The sequence below is a fragment of the Clostridium sp. AF17-21AC genome, from assembly GCF_003461365.1.
Taxonomy (GTDB): Bacteria; Bacillota; Clostridia; order Lachnospirales; family Lachnospiraceae; genus Coprococcus; species Coprococcus ammoniilyticus.
Window position 1 is genome coordinate 177,284 of record NZ_QTWY01000003.1, and the last position, 16,627, is coordinate 193,910.

The window sequence follows — 16,627 nt, forward strand, 5'->3', positions numbered from 1 at the left end:
AAATTTGATATTTTTGTAATATATTTTTAACAAAAAGGAAATGATTGGCATGAAAAACAGAAACTTATCAATATTAAAGGCATTTATATTTGTTATGATGGCAGTATGTTTTTTTTCAAACGGAACATTGAAGGCATCTGCAGCAAGCGAAGTAAAGGGACTCACACAGACCCGGTCAGAAGAGGATTCGGTTACGGTGAGCTGGAAGAGCCTGAAAAATGCATATGGTTATGATGTGTTTATTTCATCAGGAAATGGAAAATATAAGCGCCTGACAAATAAAACATGTGATGTTGTAGGAAGTAAAAATACAAAGAAAAAAATTAGTAACCTTACGTCAAGCAGAACATATTATGTAGTTGTAAAGGCTGTTTATAAAAAAGAAAATGGAAAATATAAGATCGGACCTGCAGGAAAGAGATTAGAAGTAGTAACTTCGCCATCTAAGACAGCAAAATCTACGATCAAGCAGATCAAGGCGACTCCTCATTATATCAGATTTAAGTGGGATAAGGTGAGAGGTGCAAACCGTTATATTGTATATGTAAATGATAAGAAAAAAGCGGTTGTAAAGAAAAATGCGGTATCGATCCGTGTCAGAACCGGATCTGTTAATAATGTCCGTGTTGTACCTGTAAAGCGTTCCAGCTCCGGCTTTATGGCAAAGGGTGGAAATATCGAAGCATATGATTTCTATTCATCACCAAAAAGACCAAAGAGAGTAGCGGCATTCCGGTATAACAATTTATTATGGCAGCCAACAGAAAGCAATACTGTAACAATTGGATGGACAAAAGCGGCTGGTGATAAGTATGATCCAACCGGATATCAGATGGAAGTATATTCACTGGAAGGAAGAAGATTGAATTTGTATTATTCTACAAAAACAAAGCTCAGTATCAACATTCCTTCCGTTGAAAATAAAGGCTTCAAGGTTCGTGTCAGAGCCTATGTCAAGATCAATGGCAAGAAGTATTTTGGTAAATGGACAGATATGCAGACTGTGATCCCACAGGCAAAGATCAGTATGAAGCGTACCGGAAGAAATTCTGTAGAGATCAACTGGGAAAGTGTAAAGAATGTAACAAAATATCATGTATATGCATGTAATGATATCAAGGCAGAAAAGCCGGAATGGTATGAGGTTGCAACGGTTGGTGCCGGAACAAATTCCTATGAATATAATAATTGTATTGAGGGAAAATATACAGCAATGTATGTTATTCCAGAGGTTCAGGTTGGCAGGAACACATATAAGGCATCCTATACATGGCATTTATATATGAATATTGAGTAAAAAAAACTTGACAAACAATATATCCTTTGTTATCATGTACTAGCGTCAAAATTTAATATCCCTGGTGGGAACATTTCATTTAGGCATTTTGCAGAAGTACTCAAGTGGCTGAAGAGGCGCCCCTGCTAAGGGTGTAGGCCGTTCGCGCGGCGCGAGGGTTCAAATCCCTCCTTCTGCGTATTTTATCTAAATGATAGAATTCGTAGGGAGATGGCATTGCAGGAGCCCTGCTGGATGGATTTTGACGAAGGATATTCCTCGATAGCTCAATGGTAGAGCACTCGGCTGTTAACCGAGGGGTTGTAGGTTCGAGCCCTACTCGGGGAGCTTAAAGCGAAAGCTTTAAAACTTAATAAATGGCGCGATAGCCAAGTGGTAAGGCCCCGGTCTGCAACACCGTCATCGCCGGTTCAAATCCGGCTCGCGCCTCTTGAAAAGAGATTGGAATGTTTCCAGTCTCTTTTTTGTTGTGCATTTACTTTTACAAAGTGGTTTGTTATAATAACTCTGGGAGTTTGTCCCATTTTCTGAAACTATTTTTGAGTAACAGAAAAGGGGCGTTCAGGAGACATATAAATGAAAGATTCCTTTGTGGAGGAGGGCTTTATGACGCAAAAGAGCAGGGAACAGAGAGTTCGTTACAAATTAGATGAATCAATGACACTGAACCAGGAAGAGATAAAGATATATAATGTGCCTTTTGCGGGAAATACAAATACCTGTAAAGAAACATTTGTAAAAGGTGAAAGAATACTGGAATACTGTATCGAAGGTGATCTGACGATGGAACAGTTGATCGGGAAGCCGATATTCCGGGATGAACTGGTAGAGTATTTGTACAGTATCAGCAGACAGATGGTGTCTATGGTACATAACGGTCTGAAATTGGGAAAGATCGTATTTGACCTGAAATATATGTATGTAAGATTGAATGATTTCAGTGTACAGTTGATATTTCTCCCATTTGATAATCCATCAGATATGACAGGTGTAGAAGAGTTTATCAGAAGTTTTCTGTCAGTGCTTGTCTATGCACATACACCGGCGATCGAATGTGCAAATCAGATCATAGAGTATCTGAATGGACACAAGGAATTCAATGCGATCCAGTTCAATCTGTTTATCCGGGAGTTACGGGCGCAGAGCCAGTTGCTGGTAAATACGGAGAAAACATCATCAAAGACCAAAGAGATTGCAGCAAATCATGCGAAGATGGAGATTAATATTCTTCGTGCCGAGGAAGCTGCCAGAAATGCCGAGATCGCAAGGCTCCACGCCGAGAGTGAGGCAAAACGGCTGGCAGAGTATGCAAAACAGCAGGCAAATGTTGCCAGATCTGCAGAGGAGATGCGGATGCTCGCTGAAGCTGCCAGAATACAGGCAGAGATTGACAAACAGGCCGCAGAAAAAGAATATAATAACAAATCACAGACCGCAGTTTTATATGCATGTAAGATGCGGGAAGCGGAGGATGAGAATTCTAAAAAAGAGATAAATACAGCCAGATTACTGGCAGAGGAACAGGCAAGTCAGGCGGAAGAAGAATTCCGGAGAGCTTCGGCAGAAGCAGAAAGACTGGCAGAAGAAGTTCGGTTGGCACGGGAAGAAGAGATGCGCGCAGAGGAAGCCAGAATGCGTGCAGAATATGAAGCCAGAAAGAACAATGAAGAAGCCAGAAAACTGGCGATGGAGGTTCGAAGAAGAAACGAAGAGATTGGCAGACTGTCCGAGGACAGACAAACCAGAAAGCCGGATGACAGCGAGGATGAGACAACAGTATTGTCGAAATCATTAAGTGATGGTCTGAAGCGTCCAATTCTTGTCAGAAAAAGAACCGGAGAGAAGATTTATATTAATAAGCAGGTATTCTGTATGGGTAAGGCAGATCAGGGTGTTGATTTCAAGATTACAGACAATAAATCTGTCAGCAGAAGACATGCTTATATCACAAATATAAATGGTGTTTATTATTTAAGGGATAATAATTCAACCAATCACACATACCTGAATGGGGAGATGCTTTACAGCAATATTGAGGTTGTGATCCCGGATAATAGTACGATACAGCTTTCAAATGAAGAATTTTTCTTCAAGATTAAATAAGGAGGAACTGTCATGTATTGTGATAATTGTGGTTGCGAACTTGGACCGGATATGAAGGTTTGTCCTGTTTGCGGGAAAAAAGTTGAGGATATGGCAGCTGACAACGGTAACAGTGTCGGAATGGAGGATGTAGCTTCCCAGGTAGCAGATGTATCAAAAAATGAGGATATAGGAAAGGAATTGCCGGACATCAGCAAAGAGGCAAATGCTGCTGTTGTTGATACAGATGAAATGGAAGAAGAAGGGACGACTGTATTAAAGGCAGTTGATCTGGATAAGAAGGTTGAAGAAAATGAGGATGAAGAAGGTACAACGGTTCTGTCAGCCGATATGCTGAAGAATCAGGGAATGCCGATGCCGGGACCAAACGGCCGCCCAATGCCGGGACCAAATGGCCGTCCGATGCCGGGACCAAATGGGATGGTTCCGCCATTCCAGCCAAGACCAATGCAGGGTCAGCCGGGTGCAGCACCACAGAATGGGATCCCACCATTTCAGCCAAGACCAATCCCTGGCCAGCCAGGTGCTATGGGTGGTATGCCTGTAAATGAAAAGGATGAAAAAAAGAAAGATAAAAAGTCAAAAAAGGAAAAGGCTCCGAAACAGCCGAAAGCTCCAAAGGCTTCAAAAGAACCAAAGACACCAAAGCAGCCAAAAGAGAAAAAAGGCAAGGGTGGAAAAGTAGCACTGATCATTATTCTGATCGTAGTTGTTCTTGCTCTTGGCGGTGGAGCTGCTTATGTTGTTCCAAAGTATCTGAATTATAACAAGGCAGAAGAGGCTTATAAGGATGGACGGATCGATGATGCAGTTGAACTGTATAAGAAAGCCGGCTGGATGAAGGATGCAGAGACTAAGGTAAATGGCGGCGTATATTATGAGTATGCAGCAAGTCTTGCAGAAGAAGGCAATTATATTGATGCGGCGGCATCTTATGAGAAAGTAATTGCATTGGAAACAGTTGCAGATGAATATAAGGATGCAGCAGATAAGGCAAAAGAGTGTTATTTCAATCAGGCAGAGAAGCTCTACGGTGAGAAGAAATATACAGAAGCTGCTGAGTATTATACAAAGGCAGGAGATTATACCGGAGCGGCAGAAAAAGTAAAAGAGTGTTCTTACATGAATGGTGAGACACTTGCAGAGCAGAAGAAATATGATGAGGCAGTCAAGGCATACGAGACAGCCGGAGATTATAAGGATGCCGCAGATAAGATCAAGGAATGTTACTACAATAATGCATCTGACAAAATGGAAGCTAAAGAGTATGCGGCAGCAAAAGAGCTGTTCCTGAAATCAGAATATTCCGATTATTCCGATAAGGCAAATGAGTGTCTGATCAAGCAGGCAGAGACATATCTGGCAGATAAGAAGTTTGAGGATGCGATCAAGACTTACGGTGAGGTGGATTCCAAGTATAAAGATTGCACAAAGAAGATTGACAGTGCTTATACAAAATGGGGAAGCTCTCTTTACAAGAGCAAGGATTACAAGGGTGCTGTTGAGAAATACGAGCAGGTTACAAAGAAAGATGTAACGGATAAGATCAACAAGGCAAAAGCAGCTTATGTAAAGGATCATAAGGATCGCAGTGATGAGACAACGATGAGTTATCTCTGTGATCTTCGTTATGCAGATTATGGTTCGGCAGAAGATGATTATACAAAGTTGATCGGATGGACAGTAGAATCATTTGTAAATGATAAACTGGATGATTACAAAAATAAGAAGACATCTGCGGATTCCAGCAAGACGATCTATGTACATACTATGTATCTGAATGAAAATGATGCATCTATGAGTCTGAAAGGGTATGTAATATATTCAGATGGTACAAAGAGCAATGACATTACATTTGGAGAGGTAAAGGATCGTTATACAACATGGATGAGCATTGATCCGTCATCTGCGATCAAGGGAGATGCAACCTTATATGTATATGATGATACCGATAAGCTGGTTGAGAAATTTACATTTACTATTAAATAAAAAATTCGTTAAAGTGAGAAAGGGGTAACCATGGTTTCAAACGGACAGGATATGAGTGTTCGGGGAAAAGTGGAACAGAACGGACAGACAGAGAAAAAAGGATATACCTATACCCCAGGAGTAGAGATCAAGATCATAGTTGCAGTTGTGTTCCTTATGGCATTTGGACTTATTATGATCTTCAGTGCGTCCAGTTATACATCGTCGATCAGCCGCGTCACGAATTACGATTCGGCATATTACTTTAAAAAGCAGTTGAAGGTAATGGCACTTGGAGTTATTATTGCTGCATTCCTTAACTGGGTTCCGTATAAGCTGATCAAGAAATGTGGAATCCTGGCGTATGTTATATCTCTGGTTTTGATCGTTATGTTAAAGACACCACTTGGTATTAATTCCGGTGGTGCGACCAGATGGCTGAATCTGGGATTTATGCAGCTTCAGGTTGCGGATGCAACAAAGGTCTGTATGATCGTTTTTATGGGCTGGTATGTGAACCGTTTCTGGAAGGAATTTGATAAATTCAGATATACCTTGATCTTATGGCTGTTAGTTGCACTTCAGGCGGGACTGATATTGAAGATATCATCCAATCTGAGCAGTTGCCTGATCCTTATGCTCATGGTATTTATTCTGACATTTATTGTTGGAAAACATCCCAAAATGCATCTGATCATTGCAGCGGTTGGTATTGTAATGATTGTTATCTTTATCATGTGGTTAAAGGCGAATATGCCGCTTGACAGTGAGATGGACAAATACCCATATCAGATTCGGAGATTCTTCGGATGGCTGGATCCGGAACGGTATGCAGGTACGCTTGGCTATCAGCCATTACAGTCTCTGTATGCGATCGGAAGCGGCGGATTGCTTGGCAAGGGACTTGGAAATGGTACACAGAAGCTGAGCAACATTCCGGAAGCACAGAATGATATGATCTTTGCTATCATCTGTGAGGAGCTTGGACTGATCGGTGTTATTATTATGTTTTTGATGTTTGGATATCTTTTGTATCAGATGGTTATTGTTGTGAAAGAGTCCAGAAATATATATGCAAGTGTGGTTGTGATCGGGGTGATCTTACATATCATTTTCCAGATTATAGTCAATGTCTGTGTGGCTGTGAATTTCTTTCCGAATACAGGTGTATCGCTGCCATTTATCAGTGCAGGTGGTTCTGCCATCATATGTACATTAATGGAGATTGGACTTGTGATCGGAATACGGAGACAGCAGGTGAATCGAAAATATTCAAGAATATCTTAGATGAGGAGAGAACAATGAAAAAGATACTTAGAGGTTTACTGGCGGTGATGGCATTTGCCGTATGTATGGCAGGAGCAATATCAATACCATCCAGAGCGGAAGAGGCTTATACATCTGAAAATGAGGCAGAGGCTACGGATGCAGAATTACAGACAACAGCCGGTGCAGAACTGGCAACAGTGAAAAACGGCTGGGTAAATGTAAAAGGCGGCCGGAAGTATTACGAGAATGGAAAGGCAGTAAAGGGCTGGAAGGTTCTTTCCGGAAAGACCTATTATTTCAGTAAGAAAAATGGTCAGGCAGTTACCGGTAAAAAGAAGATCGGTGATGCCAGATATTTCTTTGATAAGTATGGCAGAATGCAGAAGAAGGTCTGGAAAGTAGTCAATGGTAAGAAATTCTTCTTTGGCTATAACGGACAGGCAAAAACGGGTTTCTGTACGATTAATGGCAACCGGTATTACTTTAATGATAAGGGTGAGCTGCAGAAGAGCAAATTTTTCAAGGTAAATGGAAAGACTTTTTTTGTTGGATATAAGGGACATACGTTTTCCGGCCTGAAGAAGGTAAAGGGAACTTATTATTACTTCAGCAAAAAGGGCAGAATGGCAGTTAAGACCTGGAAAACGATCAACGGCAAAAAGTTCTACTTTGGCTATGATGGAAAGGCAAAGACAGGTTTCTGTACGATTGACGGACATCGTTATTTCTTTAATAAGAATGGCGTACTTCAGAAAAGCAAGTTCTTTACAGTAAATGGAAATATTTATTTTGTTGGATATAAGGGATATACATTCTCCGGTCTGAAAAAGGTAAAGGGAACGTATTATTATTTTACAAAATATGGAAGAATGATCCAGAATGAATGGCGCACGATCAATGGCAAGAAGTTTTATTTTGGCAGTAACGGAAAGGCAACAACCGGACTTGCAACTGTCGATGGACATACCTGTTATTTCAATAAGAATGGTGTGCTCTACAGAAATCAGTTCATAACATATAATGGAAAGCTTTATTATATGGAGGATACTGGATATGCGGCAGCCGGACTGAAACAGATCAATGGCAAGTATTATTATTTTGAATCTGATGGTGCGGCTGTGAAGGAAGCATGGAAGACCGTTGACAAGAATAAGTATTATTTTGATAAGAATGGAACGGCATATACAGGTCCACATACGATCAGCGGTAAGATCTATATTTTCCGGACAGATGGAAAACTTGCAAATGCGACAGGGCTTGTCACTATAGATGGAAATACATACTATTGCGATAATAACGGACATCCGCAGACAGGTTATAAGAAGATCAAGGATGCCTATTATTATTTCGGTACGGATGGTGTGATGTACCGCAAGAAATGGGCATATGTGGATGGTTATAAGTTCTATTTCTGCTCAAACGGAAAACGTGCGGTAGAAGTGGATGATGTTATTGGCAAGCAGGATTCTTATGAGATCATTGTAAATAAGTATTCAAATGTTGTTACGGTATATGCGAAGGATGGAGATAAGGGTTATATCATTCCGGTCCGTTCCTTTATTTGTTCTACAGGTCAGAGCACACCGCTTGGAACCTTCCATACACAGAGTCACTACAGATGGCATGAACTGATGGGACCTTGCTGGGGACAGTGGTGTACCGGTATCTATGAAGGATATTTGTTCCATTCCGTATATTATAATGATGTAAATAATAATAACGCACTCAGTGTATATGCATATAACAAGCTGGGGACAACCTGCTCTCACGGATGTGTCCGACTGACCGCCGGAGATGCAAAATGGTTATATGATAATTGTGAGGTCGGAACAAAGGTTACGATCATAAATAAAAAGGGCAGTGATCCATTTCCAAAGCCAACTGCATATAAGCTGCCATCCTGGCACACATGGGATCCAACCGATCCAAATATGCAGTATAAGTGCAAGCAGAATGGCTGCCATTAGGAGGAAATAACGTGCAGAAGTTCAGAAAATGGATTTATAGTCTGTGCATTTTAACAGGATTACTTGCGGTCTGTACTGCTTGTGGAAAAGCCGACAGTCAGCCAAAAGAAGAGACAACAGAGGTTGTAACTGACGGCCCGGTCAGTGGTCCGGAGGATTTTAAGCGGCTTGGCATGATCATTGATGTTGCTTCTTCAAATATGGTTAAGGATGTTTCATACGAGATCAAAAATAAAGAGATCGCCTGTATAAAATTTGTTTATAACGGAATTGATTGTCAGTTCCTTGCGTCTGCGGTATACAGTGATTTTGATCTGGCAGGGGTAACGAATACCGGTACCGGAGATATGCTGGTATCAGGGGTTCAGGGATACAATGCAACGTATTATAAGCTGAATCCAGGCAGGGTTGTTTTCTGGAGTGATACGAATATTCATTATTGTCTGTACATCTATGTAACAGCAGAGGATTCAGTTGTAGACAGTATCCTTCCGTTGCTTTCATTTGAGGATCATTATGATGAGAGAGAAGATGTAATTGAGCATGCAGAGGCGGAAAGTAAAGCATTTGCACAACAGATCATAACGGTGTTCCAGAATAAGGATGTCAATGGCTTGTCTGAGATCCTGAACTATCCGCAGGAACTTGGAAGCGGAGAGTCCATTGCAAATATAGATGAGCTGATGGCAATCCCGGCTGATCAGATCTTCACAGATAAGCTGTTGGAGGCAGTAGGAACCGATGCGATCGATAACCTGCGGAAGAGCAGGGATGGTGATGCATGGCTGATCGGTTCAGCAAGTAAGAATATTTATTTTCGCATGACATCGGATGGGGTTTATAAGATCGTAAAGATCAATAATTAGCCTGCAAATATATGATATTACATCCCGGTTGGAGATGTTGCCCGGAAGCTGAAAAGGAATCCGGATAACGTTCTGACCGGGATGTATTTTTATGTAGAAAGCTGTAAAAAGAATGCTCACGATAAGAATTGTAGAGAGGGGAAGATAAATGTAGAATTATTTTGTGAAGTGGACAGGCCTTCTGGGAGGTTCACAAAAAATATCAGGAGGGTGCTATTCAAATGGGAAATAAATATCTGATAAAAGAGGCGGCAAAAATGGTGGATGTTGAACCACATGTGCTTCGCTACTGGGAAGAAGAACTGGATATGAGGATCAAGCGAAATGATATGGGACATCGGTACTATGATGAGCAGGATATCAGAATTTTGAAGAAGATAAAGGAGCTGAAGGATCGGGGGATCCAGTTAAAGGCGATCCATGAACTGGTGCAGAAAATGTATGATATTCTGGAAAATGGAGTTCCGGTTGAAACGGCATCGAAGGAGGTTGAAACAGATTTCACCTCGGAACTGGTCAATACAGTTACCCAGATCACGGAGGAGCCGGGTGAGGATCAGGAGCGGATTGTTGATTTTAAGCTGGTACAGTTCCAGTCGATGATGACGAAGATTGTGGGAAATTCGATAAAGGAGAATATCAAGCCGATCAGTCAGGCAGTAACTGCGGAAGCAACAGAGCAGATCGCAAAGCAGATGGATGTTATTATGAAGGAACAGGATGAGCGGGCAGAGGAACGGTATCAGAGATTGGATACCGTGATCCGGGAAATGCAGCAGACCAGACGGGAGATCGCGGCAGCAGAAGCCGGAGGAAAAAAGAAAAAACGATTATTTGGTAAGAAGAATAAATAAGAACATATGCCAGCTTCATCCATCTGTTAGTCTTTCTTTATAAAAACTTCATATAAGAGAAATTGAATCCGTGATATAATGAGCGTATGCCGAGCAATGCCAGATCATAAAAATAAACCAGGTTGTGCTTGCACAAGACCTGATTTATTTTTATGATCTGATAGTGCGAAGCACGGACATCGAGTAATCTGAAAGATTACGAGATGAGCATTGCGAGAGTAATCCGAAGGATTACGAGATGAGCATTGCGAGAGCAATCCGAAGGATTACGAGATGAGCATTGCGAGAGTAATCCGAAGGATTACGAGATGAGCATTGCGAGAGCAATCCGAAGGATTACGAGATGAGCGATGCGAGAGCAATCTGGAGCAATGCGAGAGAAATCTGGAGCATTGCGAGGAAAAACAATTATAAAGGAAAACATATGAAGATCATAAAAAAAGTTAAATGGGCGTTGGTTTCCGTCTGGATCTTTATCGTGCTGATCATGTTGGTAGGTACGATTGTGATTGGACGAAGTTATTTGTCAGAAATGTTTGGTGACGGTTACAGTATACAGTCATTATATTCGATCAGCGATCCGATTAAGGAAACATACCGGAATCTGTCGATCATCATGTCGGATGTGCAGGAGGATCTGCAGACAGATCCGGGCAAATTCTATGATAAGAAATATCTGGACAGTCTGAACCAGAAAGCCGGAAATTACAGAACATCGGTGCTTGTCTATATTGATGGTGAATTTACATATTCCGGTATAAAAGATGAAGTAGAAAAACTGGAAGCGTCTTTACTTACCAAACGTGAAATCTATATAAATGGTGAGAAGGGAATCAAGCAGGAGGAAGTAGAAAACAGTTCATCAGAGTCCGGTTCCGGGGAAATGGGCGATCAGGGTTCATATGCATTTGGAAAATATGGCAAAACTTATGAATATATGCTGACATCTCCACAGGCATATCTGTGTAATGAGATCGATTATCAGATCAATGGCAAATCGATCAGTATTTTCCTGGTTACATATTATGGTAATTACGTCAGCCAGTTTAAGAGTGCGCTGGTTGGATTTATCCTTATGATGTTCTTGATCATGCTGGTTCTGACAACTGCTTTGTCGACACTGGTATATGTACAGTTCATCCGTCCGCTGGTTCGTCTGAAGGAGGCAGCAGAGGAGATTGGTACCGGGAATCTGGGAGAGCCGGTAGAGGTCAGTGATGGAAGAAAAGATGAGATTGGAGAATTATGCCGGTCATTTAACGACATGAGAGAGCGCCTGAATGAATCGGTTGAGCTTAAGATGCAGTATGAGGAAGAAAACAGGGAGCTGATCAGTAACATTTCTCATGATCTGAAAACTCCGATCACAACGATCAAAGGATACGTTGAGGGTCTGATGGATGGTGTGGCAGACACACCGGAGAAGCAGGATCGTTATCTGAAGATGATCTATAATAAGGCAAATGAATTGGATGCGCTGATCAACGAATTGTCGCTATATACCAATATCACGAACAATGCGATTCCGTATGAATTCCACAGAGTATCGGTAAAAGACTATTTTAATGACTGTATGGAAGAGGTTCGGGCAGATCTGTTATCACATAATATGACACTGAACTATAACAATTATTGTGCGGAAGATGTAAAGGTTGTTGTTGATCCGGATCAGTTGAAGCGTGTTATCAACAATATTGTGACAAATGCGATCAAGTATACAGATAAAGAGGAAGGTCATATTGACATTTCTATAGAAGAAAGTGAGAAAATGATCAAGGTATCGATCAATGATGATGGACGGGGGATCGACAAAGAGAGCCTGCCGCATATATTTGACCGAACGTATCGTGCAGACAGTGCAAGACGTTCCAGAGGTGGAAGCGGACTGGGGCTTGCTATCTGCAAGAAGATCGTGGAAGAACATGGTGGAAAGATCTGGGCGACCAGTAAGAAAGGTGAAGGTACAACGATCTATTTCACATTGAAGAAATACATCAAGGAGGAAAATAAAGATGAGCAGAATACTGATAATTGAAGATGAACTTAGCATAGCAGAGCTGGAGCGGGATTATCTGGAGTTGAATGATTTTGAGGTTGAGATAGAGACAAATGGAGCAAAGGGTCTGGATAAGGCATTAGAGAATGATTACAGCCTGATCCTGCTTGATCTGATGCTTCCGGATCTGGATGGATTTGAAATCTGTCGTCAGATTCGTGAGAAGAAGGATATTCCGATCATCATGGTTACAGCAAAGAAGAATGATATTGATAAGATCCGTGGACTTGGACTTGGTGTTGATGATTATGTAACAAAGCCATTCAGTCCAAGTGAGCTGGTTGCCAGAGTAAAGGCACATATTTCCAGATATGAGCGTCTGATTGGTTCAACCGCATTGCAGAATGATGTCATTGAGATCCGTGGATTAAAGATTGACAAGACCGATCGTCGTGTCTATGTGGATGGAGAAGAGAAGGTATTTACAAATAAGGAATTCGATCTTCTGACTTTCCTTGCAAGCAATCCGAATAAGGTATTTTCAAAGGATGAACTGTTTAACAAGATCTGGAATATGGAGAGTATCGGAGATATCGCAACCGTTACGGTTCATATCAAGAAGATCCGTGAGAAGATCGAATTTGATACATCTAAGCCACAGTACATCGAAACTGTATGGGGCGTTGGATACCGATTCAGAATGTAGTGAAAAAGTGTGAGGACAGAGCCTGCACAGATGGGAGAGTGTGCATCAGAGCTTTGGATTTTGATAGGTTCTGATAAGGAGATAACAGATGAAGATAGAAGTATTATATGAAGATAATGATATATTGGTTGCGGTGAAGCCGTATGGGCTGCCATCCCAGCCGGACAAGAAGAATTCTGAAAATATGGTCAGTATGTTGAAGCTTCGCATTTTTGAGAAAGAGCATCGGACAGAGGAACCATATCTGGCTCCGATCCATAGACTGGATCGTCCGGTTGGCGGCATTATGTTATTTGCCAAGAACAAGGAGGCTGCTTCGAAGCTGTCAAAGCAGAGTGAAGATGGCGAGATGGTCAAATATTATCAGGCAATCTTAACCGGAGAACTTCCGAATGATGCCGGAACGATTACGAATTATCTGATTCACGATAACAAGACAAATGTCACAAGAATTGTGGATAAAGATACGCCGGGAGCCAAATTAGCGGAGCTGGATTATGAAGTGTTAGATGTCATAGAGACAGATGATGGAATCTTAAGTTATGTTCTGATCAATCTTATCACAGGCAGAACCCATCAGATCCGTGTACAGATGGCTGGTAAAAAAGCCGGAATCTGGGGCGATACAAAGTATAATCCAAAGTTCCAGAAAACAAAGAAATCTTATAAGCAGATCGGTCTGCATGCATCCAGACTGGAATTCGAACATCCGGTGACGGGTGAGCATATGATCTTTAAGAATGAGCCGGAGGGCAAAGCCTTTGAGATCATCGAGCTGGATGAATTTTAATATTATTTTGTAATTGGAATGGTATTCGGAATAATGACTTCTTCAAAGCCATTATAGCTGTGTACCCATTTTACGGTTCCATCTGAACTGGTTTCCAACAGATAACTCAGATCTTCTTTTTTGAAATGCATGATCAAAATGTCGTCATCTGTTACTTCATAGGTTCCAGTTTCGGTGGAGCCTTTCTTTTTGATCACTTTGTTGTCTTCTGTGAATATGAAACTGCCAAGATCTTCTATTGTCCATTTTGATTCACAGAGAAGCTCCTGCATGGATTTGTCATCGTGTGGCTTCAGATTCCGGAGATGTGTGGACAGGAAGTAGATACCTGCAACCAGGATTGCAAAGATTACAACAAGTGTTATGGTTTTCCGGACGATTGCAAAGGTATGGCGGTTCTTGCGCTGTCTTGTCAGAGATGCCTGCTGTTCCCCAACTGCCTCGTGGTAGGAGGTGCTGATGCTGTAAGTGGCACCGGAGATACCATTTGACTTATTTGCAGAAGTTTGCTCCGCTTTTAAACGAAGAATGGCTGTCTCTGTCAGACCTTCTGTTGATATATCTGTCTGATTTTTTAATTGTTCTGTCTGATCCTGGATTTCCTTATCTTCCAGATATTGTTCAGAGACCGGAAGTTTTCCGGTTTTTGTTGATTCGCCTTTCAAATGGAAAGATGTATTTGACTCCTGTTTATTCATTATTTTACCCTCATTATTTGTTTGGAATATGGAAAGATCATCCGTTGCAGACAAATGATTTTTCATTCCTGTGTTTAGTGCTTTTCATCATGGATAATATATACAGAAACAGTGCAAATTGCAAGAAAAAATGTTTTACATTCTGGCAGAACCGGCAAAAATCCCTTGAAAATATCAGGTTATATCTATATAATGACAGAAGGTATGTAACTTTTTAAAGGACAGGTATAGATGTCAGACACATTTAAAAGGCTGCACGATAGAATTATTTTTATAAGTATATAAAGGAGAAAATTGAGATGGCTAATGAAAAGAAATTAGTAGAGGCTATTACTTCCATGGACGAAGATTTTGCCCAGTGGTACACAGATGTTGTAAAGAAAGCAGAGCTTACAGATTATTCAAGTGTAAGAGGATGCATGATTTTACGACCGGCCGGTTATGCCATCTGGGAAAATATACAGAAGGAACTCGACAGAAGATTCAAGGAAATAGGCGTAGAAAATGTATATATGCCATTGTTCATTCCTGAAAGTCTTCTTCAGAAGGAGAAGGATCACGTAGAAGGATTTGCACCTGAAGTTGCATGGGTAACACAGGGTGGATTGGATCCACTTCCGGAGCGTTTATGTGTAAGACCTACATCAGAGACTCTGTTCTGTGATCTGTATTCGAATATCATTCATTCATATAGAGATCTTCCAAAGGTTTATAACCAGTGGTGTTCAGTTGTTCGTTGGGAAAAGACAACCAGACCTTTCCTTCGTTCGATGGAATTCTTATGGCAGGAAGGTCATACGGCACATGCTACAGCAGAAGAAGCAGAGGAAAGAACCATCCAGATGTTAAATGTCTATGCTGATTTCTGTGAGCAGATTCTGGCTATTCCTATGATCAAGGGACGTAAGACAGATAAAGAGAAGTTTGCAGGTGCAGAGGCTACTTATACGATCGAAGCTCTGATGCATGATGGTAAGGCACTTCAGTCCGGTACAAGCCATAATTTCGGAGATGGATTTGCCAAGGCATTTGGCGTTCAGTATACAGACGCAAATAATAAATTACAGTATGTACACCAGACTTCATGGGGTATGTCAACCAGAATTATCGGTGCGATCATCATGGTTCATGGTGATGACAGCGGCCTGGTGCTTCCACCAAGAATCGCTCCTACACAGGTTATGATCATTCCGATCAACCAGAAGAAGGAAGGTGTTCTTGAAAAGGCACAGGAGATCAAGGCTGCTCTTTCTGAGAAGTTCACAGTTAAGCTGGATGATTCTAATAAGAACCCAGGCTGGAAATTCTCTGAGCAGGAGATGCGTGGTATCCCTGTTCGTATCGAGATCGGACCAAAGGATATTGAAGCTGGTCAGGCAGTTATCGTGCGTCGTGATAATAGAGAAAAGACAGTTGTTTCATTAGATAATATTACAGAAGCAGTTGGAGAGATCCTTGAGAAGATGCAGGCAGACATGCTTGCAAAGGCAACTGCTCACAGAGATGCCAATACACATGAGGCTCATAACTGGGAAGAATTCACTGACATTCTGACAAGAAAGCAGGGATTCATCAAGGCTATGTGGTGTGGCGACAGAGCCTGTGAGGAAGCAATCAAGGATGAGACCGGTGCAACAACCAGATGTATGCCATTTGAGCAGGAGCATTTGTCCGATGTCTGTGTACATTGCGGTAAGCCAGCAAAGACTATGGTATACTTTGGAAAGGCATACTAAGAGGAACACCGGCTATTAGCAGATGATAGATAAGTAGTGTATCTGATTTTGAGGAATTTATGATACTTGCAATAGGTGATAACAAACATATTAATAGATTGTTATCACCTATTTTAATGTAATATATATTTGGTATGGAATATGCTGTTTTCAATTGATATCATGAAATATAGTATAGATGGTGGCGCTTGAGGGTATATTGGATGAAAAATCTTGTTAATACCCCGCCGAAGGGTAGGCGCGTGGGTATGACAGCTAGAAAACAGAAGTGATACCCAAGTGAAGGATAGATCATAGGGTATAATAGAAGAGAAGATGAGAGATACCCTATCAAAAAATAAAGTAATGGTATTGTGTACAGAAAGGCATAGAAATAC

Annotated in this window: 12 protein-coding genes and 3 tRNA genes; 14 read left to right on the forward strand and 1 reads right to left on the reverse strand. The window is 41.3% G+C overall.

Going from position 1 to position 16,627, the window contains the following annotated elements; translation table 11 throughout:
* The first annotated feature begins 49 nt into the window (after positions 1 to 49).
* The 13 genes from DWW85_RS05900 to DWW85_RS05960 all read left to right on the forward strand — a co-directional run bounded on the left by DWW85_RS05900 (position 50) and on the right by DWW85_RS05960 (position 13,816).
* Positions 50 to 1,297: a fibronectin type III domain-containing protein gene (locus DWW85_RS05900; protein WP_021944255.1), complete on the forward strand. Its 1,248-nt coding sequence runs from the start codon at positions 50 to 52 to the stop codon at positions 1,295 to 1,297.
* 90 nt (positions 1,298 to 1,387) lie between these two features.
* Positions 1,388 to 1,475: transfer RNA gene (locus tag DWW85_RS05905), tRNA-Ser, on the forward strand.
* A gap of 77 nt (positions 1,476 to 1,552) precedes the next feature.
* Positions 1,553 to 1,624: transfer RNA gene (locus tag DWW85_RS05910), tRNA-Asn, on the forward strand.
* A gap of 31 nt (positions 1,625 to 1,655) precedes the next feature.
* Positions 1,656 to 1,726, forward strand: a tRNA-Cys gene (locus DWW85_RS05915).
* A gap of 147 nt (positions 1,727 to 1,873) precedes the next feature.
* Positions 1,874 to 3,400 carry an FHA domain-containing protein gene (locus DWW85_RS05920; RefSeq protein ID WP_021944254.1) on the forward strand — a complete coding sequence of 509 codons (1,527 nt, stop codon included), beginning with the start codon at positions 1,874 to 1,876 and terminating at the stop codon, positions 3,398 to 3,400.
* 12 nt (positions 3,401 to 3,412) lie between these two features.
* A complete protein-coding gene (locus DWW85_RS05925; RefSeq protein ID WP_117807974.1) occupies positions 3,413 to 5,389 on the forward strand; it encodes a hypothetical protein in 1,977 nt (658 codons plus the stop codon).
* 30 nt (positions 5,390 to 5,419) lie between these two features.
* Positions 5,420 to 6,655: an FtsW/RodA/SpoVE family cell cycle protein gene (locus tag DWW85_RS05930; RefSeq protein WP_117807976.1), complete on the forward strand. Its 1,236-nt coding sequence runs from the start codon at positions 5,420 to 5,422 to the stop codon at positions 6,653 to 6,655.
* 14 nt (positions 6,656 to 6,669) lie between these two features.
* Entirely contained in the window at positions 6,670 to 8,604 is a 1,935-nt protein-coding gene (locus DWW85_RS05935; protein ID WP_173789065.1) for a L,D-transpeptidase family protein, read from the forward strand.
* A gap of 11 nt (positions 8,605 to 8,615) precedes the next feature.
* Complete coding sequence (locus DWW85_RS05940) at positions 8,616 to 9,470, forward strand: hypothetical protein (protein WP_117807980.1); 855 nt, start codon at positions 8,616 to 8,618, stop codon at positions 9,468 to 9,470.
* Between the two features lie 221 nt (positions 9,471 to 9,691).
* Positions 9,692 to 10,324, forward strand: a complete 633-nt coding sequence (locus tag DWW85_RS05945) for a helix-turn-helix domain-containing protein (RefSeq protein WP_021944249.1) — start codon at positions 9,692 to 9,694, stop codon at positions 10,322 to 10,324.
* Positions 10,325 to 10,667: 343 nt separating this feature from the next.
* A complete protein-coding gene (locus tag DWW85_RS05950) occupies positions 10,668 to 12,359 on the forward strand; it encodes a HAMP domain-containing sensor histidine kinase (protein ID WP_242996058.1) in 1,692 nt (563 codons plus the stop codon).
* Positions 12,337 to 13,026 carry a response regulator transcription factor gene (locus DWW85_RS05955; RefSeq protein WP_008399752.1) on the forward strand — a complete coding sequence of 230 codons (690 nt, stop codon included), beginning with the start codon at positions 12,337 to 12,339 and terminating at the stop codon, positions 13,024 to 13,026. Before DWW85_RS05950 ends, DWW85_RS05955 begins: the two co-directional genes overlap by 23 nt.
* 88 nt (positions 13,027 to 13,114) lie before the next feature.
* A complete protein-coding gene (locus DWW85_RS05960; protein ID WP_117807982.1) occupies positions 13,115 to 13,816 on the forward strand; it encodes an RluA family pseudouridine synthase in 702 nt (233 codons plus the stop codon).
* A gap of 2 nt (positions 13,817 to 13,818) precedes the next feature.
* On the opposite strand, the gene DWW85_RS05965 is transcribed toward DWW85_RS05960, so the two are convergent.
* Positions 13,819 to 14,514, reverse strand: coding sequence for a hypothetical protein (locus DWW85_RS05965; protein WP_117784560.1), 696 nt, complete (start codon positions 14,512 to 14,514; stop codon positions 13,819 to 13,821).
* A gap of 299 nt (positions 14,515 to 14,813) precedes the next feature.
* Between DWW85_RS05965 and proS the strand changes: the two genes are divergently transcribed.
* A complete protein-coding gene (gene proS / locus DWW85_RS05970) occupies positions 14,814 to 16,250 on the forward strand; it encodes a proline--tRNA ligase (RefSeq protein ID WP_117807984.1) in 1,437 nt (478 codons plus the stop codon).
* Positions 16,251 to 16,627 lie beyond the last annotated feature (377 nt).

Coding starts and splice junctions, on each gene's coding strand:
- DWW85_RS05900 (WP_021944255.1), top strand. CDS start 50: ATGAAAAACAGAAACTTATCAATATTAAAGGCATTTATATTTGTTATG.
- DWW85_RS05920 (WP_021944254.1), top strand. CDS start 1,874: ATGAAAGATTCCTTTGTGGAGGAGGGCTTTATGACGCAAAAGAGCAGG.
- DWW85_RS05925 (WP_117807974.1), top strand. CDS start 3,413: ATGTATTGTGATAATTGTGGTTGCGAACTTGGACCGGATATGAAGGTT.
- DWW85_RS05930 (WP_117807976.1), top strand. CDS start 5,420: ATGGTTTCAAACGGACAGGATATGAGTGTTCGGGGAAAAGTGGAACAG.
- DWW85_RS05935 (WP_173789065.1), top strand. CDS start 6,670: ATGAAAAAGATACTTAGAGGTTTACTGGCGGTGATGGCATTTGCCGTA.
- DWW85_RS05945 (WP_021944249.1), top strand. CDS start 9,692: ATGGGAAATAAATATCTGATAAAAGAGGCGGCAAAAATGGTGGATGTT.
- DWW85_RS05950 (WP_242996058.1), top strand. CDS start 10,668: ATGAGCGATGCGAGAGCAATCTGGAGCAATGCGAGAGAAATCTGGAGC.
- DWW85_RS05955 (WP_008399752.1), top strand. CDS start 12,337: ATGAGCAGAATACTGATAATTGAAGATGAACTTAGCATAGCAGAGCTG.
- DWW85_RS05960 (WP_117807982.1), top strand. CDS start 13,115: ATGAAGATAGAAGTATTATATGAAGATAATGATATATTGGTTGCGGTG.
- DWW85_RS05965 (WP_117784560.1), bottom strand. CDS start 14,514: ATGAATAAACAGGAGTCAAATACATCTTTCCATTTGAAAGGCGAATCA.
- proS (WP_117807984.1), top strand. CDS start 14,814: ATGGCTAATGAAAAGAAATTAGTAGAGGCTATTACTTCCATGGACGAA.